Raw genomic sequence first — 15,651 nt, forward strand, 5'->3', positions numbered from 1 at the left:
TCCGGGGGCAGATGGCATACAGTACTGCATCTGCATGCCACATCACCTTTTCCTCTGGAGATACTGGCATGCAGATCTGGCAACAAAACTACGATCCGCTGGGTAATATCTGGCTCTCAAGCCTGGTCGCGCTGATCCCGATTCTGTTTTTCTTCTTTGCACTGATTAAGCTGAAGATGAAAGGCTATCTGGCCGCCACCACCACCGTGGTGCTGGCGCTGCTGGTGGCGCTGTTTCTCTATCAGATGCCCGTTGCCCAGGCGCTGGCCGCCGTGGTGTACGGTTTTCTCTATGGGCTGTGGCCGATTGCCTGGATTATTGTCGCCGCCGTGTTCGTCTACAAAATCTCGGTCAAAACCGGCCAGTTCGATATTATCCGTGCCTCTATCCTCTCCATTACCCCCGATCAGCGTCTGCAGATGCTGATTGTCGGCTTCTCGTTCGGGGCCTTCCTGGAAGGCGCGGCGGGCTTTGGAGCGCCGGTGGCGATTACCGCGGCGCTGCTGGTGGGGCTGGGATTTAATCCGCTCTACGCTGCCGGGCTCTGCCTGATTGTGAATACCGCGCCGGTCGCTTTTGGCGCAATGGGCATTCCGATTATCGTGGCGGGTCAGGTCACCGGACTGGATAGCTTCGCCATCGGCCAGATGGCCGGACGCCAGTTGCCGCTGCTGACGCTGATTGTGCTGTTCTGGATTATGGCGATTATGGATGGCTGGCGCGGCGTGAAAGAGACCTGGCCAGCGGTCGTTGTGGCGGGTGGATCCTTTGCCCTTGCCCAGTTCCTCAGCTCCAACTTCCTGGGGCCGGAGCTGCCCGATATTATCTCGTCGCTCGCCTCGCTGATTTCGCTGACGCTGTTCCTGCGGGTCTGGAAACCGGTGCGCATCTTTCGTTTTGCCGATGCAGAGGCGAAGCACGGCGATGTGCTGCAACCGCCACAGAAGTATCGGCTGGGGCAGGTGATCCGCGCGTGGATGCCGTTCCTGTTTCTCACCGCCACCGTCACGCTATGGAGCATCCCGCCTTTTAAAGCGCTGTTCGCCAAAGGTGGTGCACTCTATGAGTGGGTGCTGGCGGTGCCGGTGCCGATGCTGAATGAGCTGGTGGCGCGGATGCCGCCCGTGGTCGGCAGCGCCACGCCTTACCCGGCGATCTTTAAGCTGGATCTGATTTCCGCCACCGGCACCGCCATTTTAATTGCGGCGATTGTGGCGATGCTGTTCCTGCGCATGAAGCCAAAGGCAGCGTTGCAGACCTTTGGTGAAACGCTGAGAGAGCTGGCACTGCCGATCTACTCCATCGGGATGGTGCTGGCCTTTGCGTTTATCTCCAACTACTCCGGTCTCTCTGCCACGCTTGCTCTGGCGCTGGCGCACACCGGCCACGCGTTTACCTTCTTCTCGCCGTTCCTGGGCTGGCTGGGCGTCTTCCTGACCGGATCCGATACCTCATCGAATGCGCTGTTTGCCGCGTTACAGGCGACTACCGCCCAGCAGATCGGCGTTTCCGATGTTCTGCTGGTGGCGGCTAATACTACCGGCGGTGTGACGGGTAAGATGATCTCGCCGCAGTCGATCGCCATCGCCTGTGCGGCGGTCGGGCTGGTGGGAAAAGAGTCCGACCTGTTCCGGTTTACGGTTAAACACAGCCTTATTTTCACCTGTATGGTGGGGGTGATTACCACACTTCAGGCCTACGTCTTCCCCTGGATGATCCCATGAGCAACACTGCCGATCCGCTGGTGACACGCCTGCGGGCCTATATCACCGAACATCAGCTCGAACCGGGCATGCGCCTTCCCGCCGAGCGCCAGCTCTCTGCGGAGCTCGGCGTCTCACGTTCCTCGCTGCGTGAAGCGATACAGCAGCTGATCAGCAGTGGCATGCTTATCAGCCGGCGCGGCGGCGGCACTTGGATTCGTCAGCAGCTGGCACCCTGGTCGGAACAGCGCATCGTCGAACCGATTCGCCAGCTGCTGCGCGACGATCCCGACTACCGCTACGACATTCTGGAAGCGCGCCATGCCATCGAGGCCAGTACTGCCTGGCATGCGGCACTGCGCGCCACCGACGCCGACAAAGAGAAGCTGCAGTACGCCTTTGACGCCACCCTGAAGCTGAAAGAGAGTGACGATCCTGACCTCGCTGCCCAGGCGGATGTGCGCTTCCATCTGGCGATTGCCGAGGCGTCACACAATGTGGTGCTGCTGCAGACCATGCGCGGCTTTTTCGAGCTGCTGCAGTCGTCGGTGATGCAGAGCCGTCAGCGCATGTACACCCAGCCAGCCATTTTTGCCCGCCTGACGGAACAGCATCGGGGGCTGCTGGATGCGATCCTCGCGGGCGACGCCGACGCGGCCCGTCAGGCGGCGATGCAGCATCTGGGCTTTGTCCATACCATGCTGAAAAGTCTCCATGAAGATGAAGCGCGCCAGGCGCGCATCACACGCTTACCGGATAACGACACACGCAACCCAAAGGAATCTGACTGATGATTATCTCAGCTGCCAGTGACTATCGCGCCGCCGCGCAACGTATCCTGCCGCCGTTCCTGTTTCACTATCTTGATGGCGGGGCTTACGCCGAGCACACCCTGCGACGTAACGTGGAGGACCTTTCTGACGTGGCGCTGCGCCAGCGCATTCTGAAGAACATGTCGGAACTTAGCCTCGAAACGAAATTATTTAATGAAACCCTGTCGATGCCGGTTGCGCTGGCACCGGTCGGCCTGTGCGGCATGTATGCCCGTCGCGGCGAAGTGCAGGCGGCGCGTGCGGCAGCCCTGAAAGGCATTCCGTTTACCCTGTCGACAGTCTCGGTCTGCCCGATTGAAGAGGTGGCCCCGCAGATCAATCGTCCGATGTGGTTCCAGCTTTACGTGCTGCGTGACCGCGGCTTTATGCGCAATGCGCTGGAGCGTGCAAAAGCCGCTGGTTGTTCAACGCTGGTGTTTACCGTGGATATGCCGACGCCGGGCGCGCGCTATCGCGATGCGCACTCCGGGATGAGCGGTAATCACGCGGTGCTGCGTCGTTACTGGCAGGCGGTCACCCATCCACAGTGGGCGCTGGATGTGGGACTGCAGGGCCGTCCGCACGATCTGGGGAACATTTCCGCCTATCTCGGCAAGCCGACCGGGCTGGAAGATTATATTGGCTGGCTGGCGAACAACTTTGATCCCTCGATTAGTTGGAAAGATCTGGAGTGGATCCGCGAGTTCTGGGACGGGCCGATGGTGATCAAGGGCATTCTCGATCCGGAAGATGCACGCGACGCGGTACGTTTTGGCGCTGATGGCATCGTGGTCTCGAATCACGGCGGACGCCAGCTGGATGGCGTGCTCTCCTCAGCCCGTGCGCTGCCAGCGATTGCCGATGCGGTCAAAGGTGACATTACTATTCTGGCAGACAGCGGTATTCGCAACGGGCTGGATGTGGTGCGGATGATTGCGCTGGGGGCAGATAGCGTGCTGCTGGGACGGGCATTTATCTATGCGCTGGCGACCCATGGACAGCGCGGCGTGGAAAACCTGCTGAACCTGATTGAGAAAGAGATGCGCGTGGCCATGACGCTGACCGGCGCAAAATCGATAAGTGAAATTACCCGCGATTCGCTGGTGCAGGCGGAGGCGCTGCTGACACCAACAGGCACGGTATCACGTCCCCGCGCGGTGAGTTAGCCTGCGAAAATGAATGTATTGTCTATACTTAGCTTCTTTACCAACAGGAGGAATGACATGACCATTCATAAGAAAGGTTCGGCGCACTGGGAAGGCGATATTAAAGGCAAAGGCACCGTCAGCACCGAAAGCGGCGTGCTGAGCCAGCAGCCTTATGGCTTTAATACCCGTTTCGAAGGCGTCAAAGGCACCAACCCGGAAGAGCTGATTGGTGCAGCGCATGCGGCCTGTTTCTCTATGGCACTGTCGCTGATGCTGGGCAATGCGGGCCATAAACCGGAAAGCATTGATACCACGGCTGATGTGTCACTGGATAAAAATGGCGAGGGCTTTGCCATCACCAAAGTGGCGCTGACCAGCACCATCTCCCTGCCAGGCATTGATGAGTCGACCTTCGACGAAATCATCAACAAAGCCAAAGCGGGCTGCCCGGTTTCTCAGGTACTGAACGCGGAAATTACGCTGGATTACACCCTGAACAACTGATGCCGGCAACGGGTCGCCTTTTGGTGGCCCGGACGTTATGCTATGCCTCCCGGTCCTGTTGCTGACCGGAACAGATGCGCCTTCTGGCGCATCTTCGCTTTCTGATTAGGGGAGACCGAGGTGACAAGATACCGGGCGGCCAAAAAGTACTGGAAGATGGTGCTGGTTCTGTTGTGCATTTGCGGCGCGCTGCTGCTGATACGCTGGGCTGCCATGATCTGGGCCTGAGCAGATGAAGTGGATTAGTCGCCACTCGCTGGGCATATTAGTGATGGTAATTATCGTACTGGAAGCGGTTTATTTTCTGCTCACCGCCTCGTGGCTGCCGTGGCGATAAACGCATTCAGACAAAGGCATCCTCGCGCCGTTTAGTCCGCACATCGCTGCGCGCAATGCGATAAGCCTTACGCGGATCGCCCACCACAAACTCAAAAGTTGGCGTGTAATAAAATGGCAACCAGCCGCCATAGCTGCTCTCCCACTCCCATCGGACGGGGCAGGGCCACAGAATGCCATCATACAAAAGATAGTAAACCCAGCGTCCACCAGGACGACGGGGGCGTGATGTTTTCATGGGATTCACAACGGTAATGGATAACAACAGCTTATATTTTGTACGCTAAAGCGCCAGCTTGCAATGTTGCAGCCCTGCTTTATTGAATCTGGTCCTGAATCAGCGATGGACCTCACCACAAAGCAGGACCACATTCGGTCTGACTTTATGAATACGGTTTGCCATCGTTTCACAGTCCACCTTCGTCGGATAAATGCGCTCCGAGACCGGCAGCGCTTCGCAGGCGTCGTAGCCACACGCGCTCACTAACAACACAAATCCTATCAACATAGATCCTCTCCTTTACACGGTCTGGTGGTCCGGACTGTGGTGCTTTTTATCCCTTTTTAACATCCAGTATAGACAAACGTGACGGGGCGGCATTGTCAGTGTGAGCTATGACCTGCCAGGAAGCGGTCTGCGGCAGGATGAGGGCTGTGTAAGACAAGGACGCAGGCGGGGAGTCAGCCAGCGAAATACCAGGCGGGCAGCAGCGCAATCAGGTTATTCAGGGTGTGCAGGAAAATGGGCAGCGCCAGACTGTTACTCCGCAGCCGCGCATAGCAGAGCAGCAGTGAAAACAGCGTCAGAGCGATAAGGGTCTGCCAGTGCACATACTGTGTATGCATCACCGCAAACAGCAGTGAGGTCAGCAGCATGCAGGCGAAACGGCTGCGCGGCGCCCACAGCAGAAAACCCTGTAACAGGAAACCGCGGAACAGCACCTCTTCAAACACCGGCGCCAGCAGTACGGCGGTCAGCAGCAGGATCAACAGCGAATTGCGTCCCTGCTGGGCCTGCATCACCAGCCAGCCTTCCGGCTGCATGAACTGCATCTGTGCCGCCATCAGCACAAACAGCGCGCCGGTAAACAGCAGGGTTTGCAGCGTATAAAGTTCACCCAGCGGCAAATCGGTGCGGCGCTGGCAGTAGAAGCGATAAAGCGGATAGATAACAGCAAATTCAAACAGGCAGAGTACGGGCACCAGCAGGCCGTCATTACGCAGCACGCTGTAATTAGGGAACAGCGTGATCAGCATGGTAACCAGGTAATAGACCACAAAGCTGCCGACGTAGAACAGCGTCAGGGTCACTCTGTCGGAATTGGTGTTCATAGGCGACTCAGCCAGCGAAGGTAAGCGCATAGTAGCAATGCACCCGATCGCTGTCGAGTGAGCCTGTTACACATTATTTAAGCGCAAAATGTTAGCCGCAGACTAAACACCAGAGCACCCAGGCCGATAACTGATGAAACTAATCTGGCCAGCAACGCATGTTGTATTGCAGGTCTGTGATCTCAACCCCTGGCTGTGTAGTGAGCACTCTTAATGACTTTTAACCCTCCGGCGCCGCCGTCGCCGCCATTCAGACATGCCGCTGAAGATCGCACTGTCCGCTTTACGCGGCGCAGCCTGCGTACGCTTTCGCTGCTGCTGTCTGGTGTGCTGGTGCTCTCGATGCTGATGGTGCTGACGATTGCGCAGCGTCAGAACAGCGCATCGGTTGAGCATGACCGCATGCTGATGCAGCAGACGTGGCAAAATCGTCAGGAGGCGATGGTCACCGATATCCGGGATTATGCCTTCTGGGGAGAAGCCTGGCGCAATCTCCATGTCAGGGTGAACAAGGTCTGGGCGTTTGACGAAGAGAACTTCGGACCGGGTCTTTACGAAGAGTATCACTATGAAGGCGTGTTCGTGGTTGACGGCAAAGGCCGCACTACCTACAGCGTGATTAATGGGCAACTGGCGGATACGTCGCTGGAAGCCTGGCTGGGTAATGAAACACCGTTGCTTATTGCGGCAGCGCGTCAGCTCAATAATAAAGCGATGACCCGCAATGCGCTGATCAATCATCTGCCCGCGATTGTGGTGGCTGCACCTATCAGCAGCGGTAAACTGCCGAACGCGCCGCCTATGGCCGGACCTGCGTCTATCATGGTGTTCGTGAATCTGTTCACACCCGCCAAATTACAGGCACTCGGCGCGACGCTGGATGTGCGCGAACTGCGTCTGCCCGCCAGTGAAGAGGATGCCCTGCGTGAACCGCGAATGGTACTCCCGTTGCCAGGCGGCGAGTCCATTGTGCTGCGCTGGACGTCAAAAATGCCGGGCATGGGCCTGATCGGGTTGCTGTTGCCACTGCTGCTGCTGACGGCGATCATCATCGGCATCATCACCCATCGCGTCAGCCGCCATGCGCTCTCTAATGCGATTCTCTCTGACCGCCGCTTTGCCATGCTGGCAATCAGTCAGCAGGAGCTTGCCAACAGTGAAGCGCGGTTTCGCGATCTCGCTGAGGCGGCGTCAGACTGGATCTGGGAAACGGATGAAGAGGGCCGTCTGATCTATCTGTCAGCGCGTTTTCATACCCTTACCGGCCATGACATCACACACTGGCTGGGACGTCACATCGATCATCTGCTGACTCATCCCAGCCATTCGCTGGTCGCCTGGCTGCTGCGGCAGGAGGCGGAAGAGCAACAGATGCCGCTGCGCTGTCAGTTTATGTCGGCTCAGGGTCACCGCCGCATCGGTCAGCTGGTAGCGAAAACCATCTGGCATGATGCGCGACGTATCGGGTTTCGCGGCACGGTATCGGACATTACCCAGGGCATGGAAGCGGAGGCTCGCATTCAGTTTCTGTCGCGTCACGACGTTTTAACCGGTCTCTCGAACCGCGTGCAGCTGCTGGAGTTTCTGACGCTGCACCTTGCGCTGCCTGATGGCGCTGCGCCGCTGACGCTGATTACTCTCGATCTCGATCAGTTCCGGCCAATCAATGAAACCTGGGGCCATGCGGCGGGCGATGAGGTACTGAGCCAGATAGCGCAGCGTCTGAAGCACTGTATCGGCCCGCAGGAGCTGGTGGCGCGGCTGAGCGGAGATGAATTTGTCCTGGTGTTGCGGGAAACGAACCGTGAGCGGATCGATCAGCGTTGTGCTCAGCTGGTGCACGAGGTTCAGCAGCCAGTCAGCACCGGCCAGCATGTCCACTATCTCACCATCAGCATGGGCATTGCCTGTGCGCCGCAGGATGCCAGCCATCCGGAAGCGCTGCTGCAGATGGCGGATATCGCACTGAATGAAGCACGCGATGCGGGACGTAATCAGTGGGTCTGGTACGCCAATGAAATGGCGAGCCAGCGCGAAGATAAGCGTGAAATGGCGCGGCGCATTGAGAAAGCGCTGACTAACAACGAATTCCGTCTGCACTATCAGCCCCGTTATCAGCTGCTGACCGGTCAGCTGGCCGGCGCTGAAGCGCTGATTCGCTGGCAGATTGCCCCGGATCAGTGGATTACGCCTGACCACTTTATTCCGCTGGCGGAAGAGAGCGGTCTGATCGCCACTATCAGCGACTGGGTTCTGATGCGCGCCTGCCAGGATGCGCTGGGCTGGGGCGGCGATCGCTATGTGTCAGTCAATATTTCGCCGATGGAGTTTCGTACCAGCGATCTGGTGCAACGTGTGGCAGATGTTCTGGCGAAAAGTGGTCTGCCAGCGACAAGGCTGGAGCTGGAGATCACGGAAAATGTCACCTTTGAACATCCACAGCATGCGCTGGAGGTAATGCAGGGCTTACGGTCACTGGGGGTGAGGTTAACCGTTGACGATTTTGGCACCGGCTATGCCGCGCTGGGCTACCTGAAGACCTTCCCGTTCAACGGTCTGAAGATAGACCGCTCCTGGATGAAAGATTTCCCGGAGTCGCAGCAGGCGCAATCGGTCGTGGCGGGCATTATTGCGCTGGCACGCGCTTTTGCGCTGACGATTACGGCGGAGGGAATTGAGACAGAAGCGCAGCTGAACCAGCTAAAACAGCTCTCGTGCGAAGAGGGGCAAGGCTACTTCCTCGGTCGGCCGATGCCGCTGGCTGCATTCAGTACGCTTCTGGAAAGAACAACGCAAAATCAGGCTGAGCCGGTTTAACGGACTTTGACCGCCACGGCGGTCATCAGCATTGCGCAGACAACAAAAATAATCAGTTCCATCATGATCTCCACGGCGCTAAGAATAGTCTTAAGATAGTGTAGCGGCTCACTGTATTTTTTTAGGCAGTGAGTGCGATTAATCTTAAAAAATGCCCCTGTGTGACACCCGGATCCGCGCTCACTGTAACAACTTTACCTTTTCCGGCTTCTGGTCAGCAGGCACGCTTTGCTACTCTTGGGGCAGGTTTTACACGTCCAACAGGAGAACAAACGTGAAATTTTATGGAAAAGGGCTGCTGGTAGTGGGTCTGTTTGCATTAACCGCCTGTCAGTCTGCCAGTAAACCTGACACCGCCAGTGTGCCGCAGGATCCTGAAGCCGACCGCTGCGGTGCCTCTCAGTTTCAGAACTATGTCGGCAAACCGTTAACCGTGCTTCAGGGTCAACACTTTGAACAGCAGGTGCGTCCAATCCCCTATAATTCTGCGGTCACCATGGACTTCAACCTCAACCGGCTTAACTTCCTGGCCGACAAAAATGGCAATATCAGCTCAGTTTATTGTGGCTGACGGCCGGTCTGTCATAGGCTTGTCATAACGGCAGGCGAGGATAGCAGCGCGTTTAAGAAACTTCCTCGTCACACAATAAATAGTGCTCGTCTTGTTTATTCCCGCCCCGGCGGGAATTTTTTTAGCGCCTTCGGGCCGGAACAGGAGCGGAGAAGATGAAACGCATCATCGTGGCACTGCTGCCCACGTTGTTACTCAGCAGCACGCTGGCACAGGCCTCCAGTGAAGAGGCCTGGCAGAAGAGCCGTCAGATCATGACGCAGGCGTGTATTAACGCCAGCCACCTGAGCAAAGTAAAAGTGCTGGGCGAGCCGATTGAGTATGACGACAACACAGGTTACAGCGCACTGTTGCTGGAAGGACGCTATCCCCAGCAGCATATGAAAAACAGGCGTGGACGGGAGCTCTGCCTGTTTCAGCGCAGCAGCGGACGGGCCAGCGTCAGCGAAGCGGATAAACTGCGCTGGGTGAAGTAAACCGCCGTTTTATACCGCCGGCTGCGTGTCGATGAGCTGTGCCAGCAGGGTGCGATACCGCTGCAACTGCGCCTCATCGCCTTCCACTTCCAGTTTGTCGATCACTCGCGCAATCAGTGCCTTACTGGTTGCGGGTTCTCCCGCCTCCATAATTTCACGCAGAATAACCGCCAGCAGATCGGACTCTGGCGGTGTTCGCCAGTTCGGGCTGTTGAAATAGTCACTGATAGCGCGGCTGGCACTGTTCGTTTGCACTCTCATTTCCCTACCTCCGCTGAAACACTACCCCGACCCTTACACAGGTGTAAGGGCATCTATGCATGTCATAAGCTGAACTGCCTCAGCGTAGCCGGATGGTCTGGACCGTTTTTTAGCGGAGGACGTCGCGCCAGGCAGAATGATCGCCACATCGCCACGACTGGCGATTTTTTAAACATAGAAGCGGCGTGAATCGTTGTCAGTAACAGAATGACATATTTTTCCATATTGATGAGGCATGGTTGAGGAAGAGGGTACCAGGGCAGGCCGTCGGCCACGGGATTCACGCTGTAAACCGCTGGTCAGAGAAAATTTTCGCGGGTAATTGCGCTGAATCAAGAGGAATCCGGTCTTTTGCCGTTTGTGCCATGTTATGTCGGTCACGTTAAGAATCGTCGCGTTAAACTAAGTACTCCCTCTTTTTGAATTATCTGCTCATGCCACGCATTATTGAACCCTGGAAGATAAACCTGATCTCGGTCTGGTTTGGCTGTTTTTTTACTGGCCTGGCCATCAGCCAGATTATCCCGTTTCTGCCGCTCTACCTTGAGCAGCTTGGCGTCACCGGAGGCGAGTCCCTGAGTCTCTGGTCGGGGCTCACCTTCAGTATCACCTTCGTGGTTTCGGCGGCGGTCGCCCCGCTGTGGGGCAGTCTGGCCGATCGCAAAGGCCGTAAATTGATGCTGCTGCGTGCGGCGTTTGGTATGGGCGTGGTGATCCTGCTGCAGGCTTTTGTCACCGAAGCCTGGCAGTTGCTGCTGCTGCGCGCCCTGATGGGGCTGACCTCCGGCTATATCCCCAACGCGATGGCGCTGGTGGCGGCTCAGGTGCCGCGTGAACGCAGCGGCTGGGCGCTGAGCTGTGTCTCCACCGGACAGATTGGCGGTGTGATTCTGGGGCCGATGCTGGGTGGGCTGCTGGCTGACTGGGTCGGTTTGCGCACGGTATTTATCGTCACCGCGGCGCTGCTGATGGTCAGCTTTCTGGTGACGCTGTTCCTGATTAAAGAGACCGGTTACACCCCGGTGAGTAAAAAAGAGAAGCTCAGCGGACGCGAGGTTTTCCGCTCGCTGGACAACCCCAGGCTGATGCTCTGCCTGTTTTTCACCACCATGGTGATCCAGATGTGCAACGGATCGGTGAACCCGATCCTGACGCTGTTTGTGCGCGAGCTGGCGCCCACCGCAGAGAATATCGCGTTTCTCAGTGGCGTAATTGCGGCACTGCCCGGCGTCTCTGCACTGCTGGCCGCGCCACGTTTGGGACGACTCGGTGACCGCATTGGTACGCAGCGTATCCTGCTGGCGACGATGGTCATCTCGCTGCTGCTGTTTATCGCGATGTCTTTTGTGACCAGTGCCACGCAGCTGGGCGTCTTACGTTTTCTGCTGGGCTTCGCCGATGGCGCGATGATGCCTGCGGTGCAGACCCTGCTGGTGCGTCATTCGCGCGACAATATCACCGGCCGGATCTTCGGTTATAACCAGTCGTTTATGTATCTTGGCAATGTTGCTGGCCCATTACTGGGCGCAGCGGTCTCGGCGGTGGCAGGTTTCCGCTGGGTCTTTTGTGCCACCGCCGTTGTGGTGCTGATTAACGTGCTGTTTCTGAAACGCTTTTACCGGCGTCCGAAGACTGTGTTGCCCGCGTCGGCTGACAAATCGTCAGTTCAGCCTGCCAGCGCTGCTGAGTCAGCAAAAACTCAGGACTGACGCTGGGGCTCCAGGAGTCATCACCGCCGATGCCCATGTGGAAGGCATCCAGATGCAGCCAGCAGCCCGCCTCCGGACGCAGAAGGTGGCGGTGGGATGCCTCACGCAGCTGTTCCAGACTGAAGCGGCTCAGTGAGAAAGCGAAATCGCCGCTGACCTGCCAGCTGCCGCTGTCGAGCTGGCGGGTGCCGCCACGCAGACCATTCTCACCGGGGAAAACGTAGGGGGTTGAAAGCTGATCCAGCGGCAGTTGCCAGTGTGAGAACTGCGCGGCCAGCTGGCGATCGGGATAGTTTTCATGCGGTCCCAGGCCGAGCCAGCTTACCTGCTGCGGTATCTGCGCCAGCTCACAGCGTAAGCCGATGCGTGCGGGCGGTGGCAATCCGCGTGACTGCTCAACGGAAAGCTGTAACTGCAACTCCCCCTGCGCATTGATCAGATAACGCTTACGGCTGATAAAGGCAAGCTTGCCACTGGCGAGCCAGCTATGCAGCGTTTCGATCTGCACCGCCTGCGGCAACGCATGCGCGGCTATCGACACCAGTTGGCTGCTCATCTGGTCATATCCTGCCGCCTTCCAGCGTTCGACCCACGCATTGGGATCTACCCGTTCCGCTTCGCTGGTGCCGATGTCATTGTCCAGCGGCGCGCGAATAAAGCAGTCCTGAAGCGGCGAGAGTAGCGTCGGCTGTTCATCAACAAACCATTGCGTCAGTTCGCCGCTGTGGCGTGAGAAATGCCAGCGCTGCTGCTGATGGGTGACGATAATCTCACTGGCGTCATCATGGAGGACAGGTGCTTCAGCTTTTTCCGGCAGCGGAGGCAGCGCCAGCAGCGAAGGCAGCGCCCACTGATGCCAGGCGACACGCCAGTCGGCAGCACTCCAGCGGGTCGGGTGAATCTGATGAACAGCAACATTAAGCCAGCATTCGCCCTGTAAGGCGGGCGGTGACGGCAGAGTGATCCGCTGCTGACCCTGTGGGCCGATATCCAGTAAAACTTCACCTTCCGTCACTACCAGGCCTTCCTGCTCAATGCGCCAGCGCAGCACTTCATTGTCACTGTGACGGAATAAGTAGTCGCTGCTGACCGTAACGCTCAGCGGGTCGCCGGGATCGACGGTGAACTGCCAGAACTGCTGTGCGCGCTGCGCCTCATACAGCGCCGGATGCGGCGTGCGATCGGCAAACACCAGCCCGTTCATACAGAATTGACGATCGTTGGGTTTATCGCCAAAATCACCGCCGTAAGCCTGCCACGGGTTGCCCTGATCGTCATAGCGGGTCAGGCTCTGATCCACCCAGTCCCAGACGAAGCCGCCCTGCAGGCGCGGGAACTGGCGGAAGGCCTCCCAGTATTTCGCGAAACCGCCAAAGCTATTGCCCATGGCATGCGCATACTCACACAGGATCAGCGGACGCGTTTCGCCCGGCAGGCCGATCCACTTTTTCAGCGACCACTTCGGCACCGCCGGGAATGGCTGATCTTCATCGACCCTGGCATACATCGGGCAGATGATATCGGTCGCGGCGGTGTCCGCACCACCGCCTTCATACTGAACCGGACGGGTAGGATCGCTGCTTTTCACCCAGCGGTAGAGCGCGTCATGCGTGGCACCATGTCCCGACTCATTGCCCAGCGACCAGATAATAATGCTGCAGTGATTACGATCGCGCTGCACCATACGCGTCACACGTTCGCTAAAGGCAGCGAACCAGCGGGGATCGTCGGAGAGCCGGTTCATCGGCTGCATGCCGTGGGTTTCGATATTCGCTTCATCCACCACATAAAGCCCGTACTGGTCGCACAGCCGATACCAGAGCGGATGATTGGGATAGTGCGAACAGCGCACCGCGTTGAAATTGTGCTGCTTCATCAGCTCAATGTCGCGGCACATCGTTGCCTCATCCACCACCTGACCGAGCTCCGGATGATGTTCGTGGCGATTAGTGCCACGGATCAGCAGCGGTTTGCCGTTGAGACAGAGCAGGCCGTTATCGATAGTGACCTGACGGAAGCCGACATCATACGCTTCCACCTCGATCAGCTGCTGATCCCCATCCAGCAGCGCCAGCGTGGCGCGATAGAGGTGTGGCGTTTCAGCGCTCCACAGCGCGGGCCGTTCCACCGGCAGGCTGAGCAGGGCGCGTTCAGGATAGTGACCCCGCTCGTCAATAATGGCACTGCCCAGCAGCTGCTGACACTGCGCAACCGGCTGTTCACCCTGCCATAGCGTCAGGCGCAGCTGATAGCGCGAGGTGAGGTCAGGCGGCAAGGCAACGCGGACCTGGGCGCGCAGCTCGGCACGGGTAAACTCCGGGCTGAGCCGGGTTTCCAGTTGCACGTCAGCCAGATGCACCTGCGGCTTATGCAGTAACGTGACATCGCGGAAAATGCCGCTCATCCGCCACATATCCTGATCTTCAAGATAGCTGCCGTCGCTCCAGCGCAGCACCATCACCGCCAGCCGGTTTTTGCCCGGTCGCAGATAAGGGCTCAGGTCGAATTCGGCGGGCAGGCGGCTGTCCTGAGAGTAGCCAATCCACTGTCCATTGCACCACAGATGAAAGGCTGAATTGACGCCGTCAAAGATGATGCGTGTCTGCCCGGAAGTGAGCCAGGCGGCGTCCGTGCTGAATGTGAGCGAGTAACATCCTGTCGGGTTCTCTTTGGGTACAAACGGGGGATTAACCGGAATGGGATACTGCACGTTGGTGTAAATAGGCGCATCAAAGCCGTGCATCTGCCAGTTTGCCGGCACCGGAATCGTGCTGGCATCCGGCAGATCCTGCAGTAACCAGCTGGCCGGGACCGCCTCAGGCTGCGCAAAGTAACTGAAACCCCACTCCCCATTCAGGCTTTGCAGTGACACCGAGGGCGTGTCATCACGCGCCGCTGCTTCGTCCCGCCAGCTGGCAAAAGGCGGGTGCGCATCCAGCCGATGCAGCGAGGTCACGACCGGATTTTCCCAGTCGCGCCGGGAGAGGATGTCACTGAAAGCAGCCTGTGAGAGAGTCATGGTTATATCCTGTAAATGTGATGCGCTCACAATGCGCAAAATTGTTCAGGCTGTAAAGCGTTCGCCATCCCGATTTGCACAAATAGTTTTCCCCGAAAGCGGGCCGCAGTGTTGAGAATGTGGCGGCTTACTGACTGTAAAACGTTAAGTCTGGTCAGCAAAGATGAATAGCGGCCGGATGCGGAGGAATCTCACTTGTCGCCATACGGGTGGCTTCATACACTCAGCCCGATTTCATCACCCTGAGGTAAATATGGTACGAATCGTTAAGCTGGCTGCCGTTGTGGCATTAGTGACTGCATTAAGCGGATGTCTTTTCCCGCCTCCTGGCGGCGGCGGTGGAGGAGGTGGTGGCTGGGGCGGACCTGGCGGCGGACCGGGCCGCGGATTTGTCGATCCGCGTTAAGTCTGCTTATTGAATGCTGGCAGGCGAAACGTTTAACAGCGGTGATGTTTGTCCGCAAAACGTTTCGCCTGCAAAGTTAGCCGGAAATCGCCGTGAAAAGCGCAGCGGTGCAGGCTAACTCGCTGAAAAAAGGTGAGTTGCCCTCTGTTTTTTTAGCCAGCGTGGTGATAGTTTCAGCTTTTCTTCACCGCTGAGACAACAGCATGAAAAACCTGATTGCTGAGTTACTGGTCAAGCTGGCTGAAAAAGAAGCGACAGCGAAAGAGCAGGTGGCGCAGATTGAGGCGCTGGAAATTGTCGTGACCGCACTGGTTCGCAAGCTGGATCCGCAACAACATCTGGACATGACGACTACGATTGAAACCGCCATGGACAACGTGGCCTGTGCCGATGACAACGATGCGCTGTTGCTGCGTAATTACATCGAAAAGCTGCTCCGGCATCCCCGCCAGTAACGAGCCCGGTACCAATCTGGAATGGGATCTTCACATCACTTTGACATGAAACATTTTCCGCTTTGCTTATTCGCTGCCAGAATAACAGGGGACAATCCATTG

The 15,651-nt window shown here is 57.6% G+C and carries 16 protein-coding genes; 11 read left to right on the forward strand and 5 right to left on the reverse strand.

Annotated features, from left to right (window positions below; translation table 11 throughout):
- The first annotated feature begins 68 nt into the window (after positions 1-68).
- The 5 genes from lldP (at position 69) to yniD (ending at position 4,395) form a co-directional block, all read left to right on the forward strand.
- On the forward strand, positions 69-1,724 hold the full coding sequence (gene lldP, locus AC6I8E_RS04085; RefSeq protein WP_497824463.1) for an L-lactate permease: 1,656 nt from the start codon (positions 69-71) through the stop codon (positions 1,722-1,724).
- Positions 1,721-2,494, forward strand: coding sequence for a transcriptional regulator LldR (gene lldR / locus AC6I8E_RS04090; protein ID WP_497824464.1), 774 nt, complete (start codon positions 1,721-1,723; stop codon positions 2,492-2,494). Before lldP ends, lldR begins: the two co-directional genes overlap by 4 nt.
- Complete coding sequence (gene lldD / locus AC6I8E_RS04095) at positions 2,494-3,681, forward strand: FMN-dependent L-lactate dehydrogenase LldD (RefSeq protein WP_497824465.1); 1,188 nt, start codon at positions 2,494-2,496, stop codon at positions 3,679-3,681. Before lldR ends, lldD begins: the two co-directional genes overlap by 1 nt.
- 57 nt (positions 3,682-3,738) lie before the next feature.
- Positions 3,739-4,167, forward strand: coding sequence for an OsmC family protein (locus tag AC6I8E_RS04100; protein ID WP_497824466.1), 429 nt, complete (start codon positions 3,739-3,741; stop codon positions 4,165-4,167).
- 120 nt (positions 4,168-4,287) lie between these two features.
- On the forward strand, positions 4,288-4,395 hold the full coding sequence (gene yniD / locus AC6I8E_RS04105) for a small membrane protein YniD (RefSeq protein WP_022625163.1): 108 nt from the start codon (positions 4,288-4,290) through the stop codon (positions 4,393-4,395).
- 115 nt (positions 4,396-4,510) lie between these two features.
- Here yniD and AC6I8E_RS04110 read toward each other — a convergent pair whose 3' ends face one another.
- The 3 genes from AC6I8E_RS04110 to AC6I8E_RS04120 form a co-directional block, all read right to left on the reverse strand.
- The gene (locus tag AC6I8E_RS04110) at positions 4,511-4,741 is read right to left on the reverse strand and encodes a hypothetical protein (protein ID WP_033731707.1); all 231 of its coding nucleotides are present in this window, start codon (positions 4,739-4,741) and stop codon (positions 4,511-4,513) included.
- A 99-nt stretch (positions 4,742-4,840) separates the two neighbouring features.
- A complete protein-coding gene (locus tag AC6I8E_RS04115) occupies positions 4,841-5,011 on the reverse strand; it encodes a hypothetical protein (RefSeq protein WP_003850083.1) in 171 nt (56 codons plus the stop codon).
- A 173-nt stretch (positions 5,012-5,184) separates the two neighbouring features.
- The gene (locus AC6I8E_RS04120) at positions 5,185-5,835 is read right to left on the reverse strand and encodes a CPBP family intramembrane glutamic endopeptidase (RefSeq protein ID WP_033732018.1); all 651 of its coding nucleotides are present in this window, start codon (positions 5,833-5,835) and stop codon (positions 5,185-5,187) included.
- Between the two features lie 213 nt (positions 5,836-6,048).
- On the opposite strand from AC6I8E_RS04120, the gene AC6I8E_RS04125 reads away from it, so the two are divergent.
- The 3 genes from AC6I8E_RS04125 (at position 6,049) to AC6I8E_RS04135 (ending at position 9,699) form a co-directional block, all read left to right on the forward strand.
- The gene (locus tag AC6I8E_RS04125; RefSeq protein ID WP_497824467.1) at positions 6,049-8,652 is read left to right on the forward strand and encodes a bifunctional diguanylate cyclase/phosphodiesterase; all 2,604 of its coding nucleotides are present in this window, start codon (positions 6,049-6,051) and stop codon (positions 8,650-8,652) included.
- A gap of 274 nt (positions 8,653-8,926) precedes the next feature.
- Positions 8,927-9,223, forward strand: a complete 297-nt coding sequence (locus AC6I8E_RS04130) for an I78 family peptidase inhibitor (protein WP_013356930.1) — start codon at positions 8,927-8,929, stop codon at positions 9,221-9,223.
- 155 nt (positions 9,224-9,378) lie between these two features.
- Entirely contained in the window at positions 9,379-9,699 is a 321-nt protein-coding gene (locus AC6I8E_RS04135; RefSeq protein WP_095707633.1) for a hypothetical protein, read from the forward strand.
- 9 nt (positions 9,700-9,708) lie between these two features.
- On the opposite strand, the gene AC6I8E_RS04140 is transcribed toward AC6I8E_RS04135, so the two are convergent.
- The gene (locus AC6I8E_RS04140; protein ID WP_033782003.1) at positions 9,709-9,960 is read right to left on the reverse strand and encodes a biofilm development regulator YmgB/AriR family protein; all 252 of its coding nucleotides are present in this window, start codon (positions 9,958-9,960) and stop codon (positions 9,709-9,711) included.
- Positions 9,961-10,394: 434 nt separating this feature from the next.
- Here AC6I8E_RS04140 and AC6I8E_RS04145 point away from each other — a divergent pair, with 434 nt between their 5' ends.
- Positions 10,395-11,669 carry a multidrug efflux MFS transporter gene (locus AC6I8E_RS04145; protein ID WP_013356933.1) on the forward strand — a complete coding sequence of 425 codons (1,275 nt, stop codon included), beginning with the start codon at positions 10,395-10,397 and terminating at the stop codon, positions 11,667-11,669.
- Here the strand turns inward: AC6I8E_RS04145 and AC6I8E_RS04150 are convergent.
- Entirely contained in the window at positions 11,551-14,688 is a 3,138-nt protein-coding gene (locus tag AC6I8E_RS04150) for a beta-galactosidase (protein ID WP_497824468.1), read from the reverse strand. The genes AC6I8E_RS04145 and AC6I8E_RS04150 overlap by 119 nt on opposite strands.
- 253 nt (positions 14,689-14,941) lie before the next feature.
- Here AC6I8E_RS04150 and AC6I8E_RS04155 point away from each other — a divergent pair, with 253 nt between their 5' ends.
- Together AC6I8E_RS04155 and iraP are read left to right on the forward strand one after the other, a co-directional pair.
- Positions 14,942-15,094: a hypothetical protein gene (locus AC6I8E_RS04155; protein WP_167493437.1), complete on the forward strand. Its 153-nt coding sequence runs from the start codon at positions 14,942-14,944 to the stop codon at positions 15,092-15,094.
- 203 nt (positions 15,095-15,297) lie between these two features.
- Positions 15,298-15,549, forward strand: a complete 252-nt coding sequence (gene iraP, locus AC6I8E_RS04160; RefSeq protein ID WP_033782005.1) for an anti-adapter protein IraP — start codon at positions 15,298-15,300, stop codon at positions 15,547-15,549.
- The last annotated feature ends 102 nt before the right edge of the window (positions 15,550-15,651 follow it).

Source organism: Pantoea sp. X-Soil-YNGN-785, assembly GCF_059730585.1.

Excerpts from the sequence above, each read along its gene's own strand:
- lldP (WP_497824463.1), top strand. The coding sequence starts at position 69 with ATGCAGATCTGGCAACAAAACTACGATCCGCTGGGTAATATCTGGCTC.
- lldR (WP_497824464.1), top strand. The coding sequence starts at position 1,721 with ATGAGCAACACTGCCGATCCGCTGGTGACACGCCTGCGGGCCTATATC.
- lldD (WP_497824465.1), top strand. The coding sequence starts at position 2,494 with ATGATTATCTCAGCTGCCAGTGACTATCGCGCCGCCGCGCAACGTATC.
- AC6I8E_RS04100 (WP_497824466.1), top strand. The coding sequence starts at position 3,739 with ATGACCATTCATAAGAAAGGTTCGGCGCACTGGGAAGGCGATATTAAA.
- AC6I8E_RS04110 (WP_033731707.1), bottom strand. The coding sequence starts at position 4,741 with ATGAAAACATCACGCCCCCGTCGTCCTGGTGGACGCTGGGTTTACTAT.
- AC6I8E_RS04115 (WP_003850083.1), bottom strand. The coding sequence starts at position 5,011 with ATGTTGATAGGATTTGTGTTGTTAGTGAGCGCGTGTGGCTACGACGCC.
- AC6I8E_RS04120 (WP_033732018.1), bottom strand. The coding sequence starts at position 5,835 with ATGAACACCAATTCCGACAGAGTGACCCTGACGCTGTTCTACGTCGGC.
- AC6I8E_RS04125 (WP_497824467.1), top strand. The coding sequence starts at position 6,049 with ATGACTTTTAACCCTCCGGCGCCGCCGTCGCCGCCATTCAGACATGCC.
- AC6I8E_RS04135 (WP_095707633.1), top strand. The coding sequence starts at position 9,379 with ATGAAACGCATCATCGTGGCACTGCTGCCCACGTTGTTACTCAGCAGC.
- AC6I8E_RS04140 (WP_033782003.1), bottom strand. The coding sequence starts at position 9,960 with ATGAGAGTGCAAACGAACAGTGCCAGCCGCGCTATCAGTGACTATTTC.
- AC6I8E_RS04145 (WP_013356933.1), top strand. The coding sequence starts at position 10,395 with ATGCCACGCATTATTGAACCCTGGAAGATAAACCTGATCTCGGTCTGG.
- AC6I8E_RS04150 (WP_497824468.1), bottom strand. The coding sequence starts at position 14,688 with ATGACTCTCTCACAGGCTGCTTTCAGTGACATCCTCTCCCGGCGCGAC.
- AC6I8E_RS04155 (WP_167493437.1), top strand. The coding sequence starts at position 14,942 with ATGGTACGAATCGTTAAGCTGGCTGCCGTTGTGGCATTAGTGACTGCA.
- iraP (WP_033782005.1), top strand. The coding sequence starts at position 15,298 with ATGAAAAACCTGATTGCTGAGTTACTGGTCAAGCTGGCTGAAAAAGAA.